General features: G+C 44.9%; 1 protein-coding gene. It reads left to right on the top strand.

Features of this window, described 5'->3' with window-relative positions; genetic code table 11:
- Positions 1–67: 67 nt before the first annotated feature.
- A protein-coding gene (locus F5971_RS18290; protein WP_193496577.1) for an IS3 family transposase occupies positions 68–1,227 on the top strand; the annotation gives its coding sequence in 2 pieces (ribosomal slippage) (positions 68–332 and positions 332–1,227; 1,161 coding nt in all).
- The last annotated feature ends 8 nt before the right edge of the window (positions 1,228–1,235 follow it).

Raw genomic sequence — 1,235 nt, 5'->3', positions numbered from 1 at the left:
TGAACTGGTCTAATAGAACTGGACACTTTAATTAGCGACAATATCAGTCAGCTATTGAGGTGTCATTATGAGTCAGAAACGAACCTACAAACAGTACTCAACTGAGTTTAAAGAAGAAGCTGTATCTTTAGTGAATGATCAGGGTTACTCAGTGCCCGAAGCGGCTAAAGCATTAGGTATCAATCCTAATATGCTCTACCGCTGGAAGGAGAAGTTAGAGGCTAAGCAAGCAGGCAATCAGCTTTCCGAATCTGAGCGAGATGAACTTATTAGGCTACGCAAAGAAAATCGTAAGCTGCTGATGGAAAAGGAGATTTTAAAAAAGGCTTCAGCCTTCTTCGCGAAAGAAATGAAGTAAAGTTTGATTTCATCTTGGCCGAGTCAGCTGATTACCCAGTCACGATGCTTTGCAAAGGCATGGGTGTCAGCCAATCCGCTTATTACGACTGGCTCAAGCGCCCTGGCAAGCTCATTGCTGCGGAGGAGTTAACACTCAGACGGCGAATGAAAGAGCTATTCAAACGTAGCCGATCAAGCTTAGGTAGTCGAGAGATGATGAAAAAACTTCGTGAAGAAGGCTTTGAAATTGGTCGCTATCGAGTGCGAAAGCTCATGGCTCAAATGAAGCTTGTTGTGCGACAGCGTGTGGCTTATAAGGTCACTACAAAGCGTAACTTCAGTGATTCAGTTGCAGACAACCTGTTGAACCAAAACTTTAATCCTACGGGGCCAAATCAAGTATGGGCAGGTGATGTAACCTATTGCCGCACTGGTGAAGGCTGGATGTATTTAGCGGTGGTCATGGACTTATATTCACGCCGAATCGTTGGATGGCATATTGATAAACGCATGACAGCGGATCTTGTTAGCAAGGCATTGATGAAAGCCTATAATCTGAGAAACCCGCCATCAGGGCTTGTGTTTCACAGTGATAGAGGCTCCCAGTATACGAGTCGACGTTACCGCAAATTACTGGACAGCTACCAGATGCGAGCCAGTATGGGTGACGTCGGTGCCTGTTGGGATAATGCTGTCGTGGAACGTTTCTTTGGAAGCCTTAAGCATGATTGGCTCCTTAAAATCCCGCAGCCAACACGTGAACATATGAAAAAAGATGTCGCTGAATATATGCGATATTACAACTTGGAAAGACTGCACACAGCCAATGGCGACAAAACGCCGGTGGATTATGAAAACGAGCTAAAAAAAGTGTCCGGTTTTAGTTGACCAGTACA

This window comes from Nitrincola alkalisediminis, from assembly GCF_009821115.1.
In the GTDB taxonomy this organism is placed as follows: Bacteria; Pseudomonadota; Gammaproteobacteria; order Pseudomonadales; family Balneatricaceae; genus Nitrincola; species Nitrincola alkalisediminis.
This window is presented reverse-complemented; position numbering and strand designations above follow the sequence as displayed.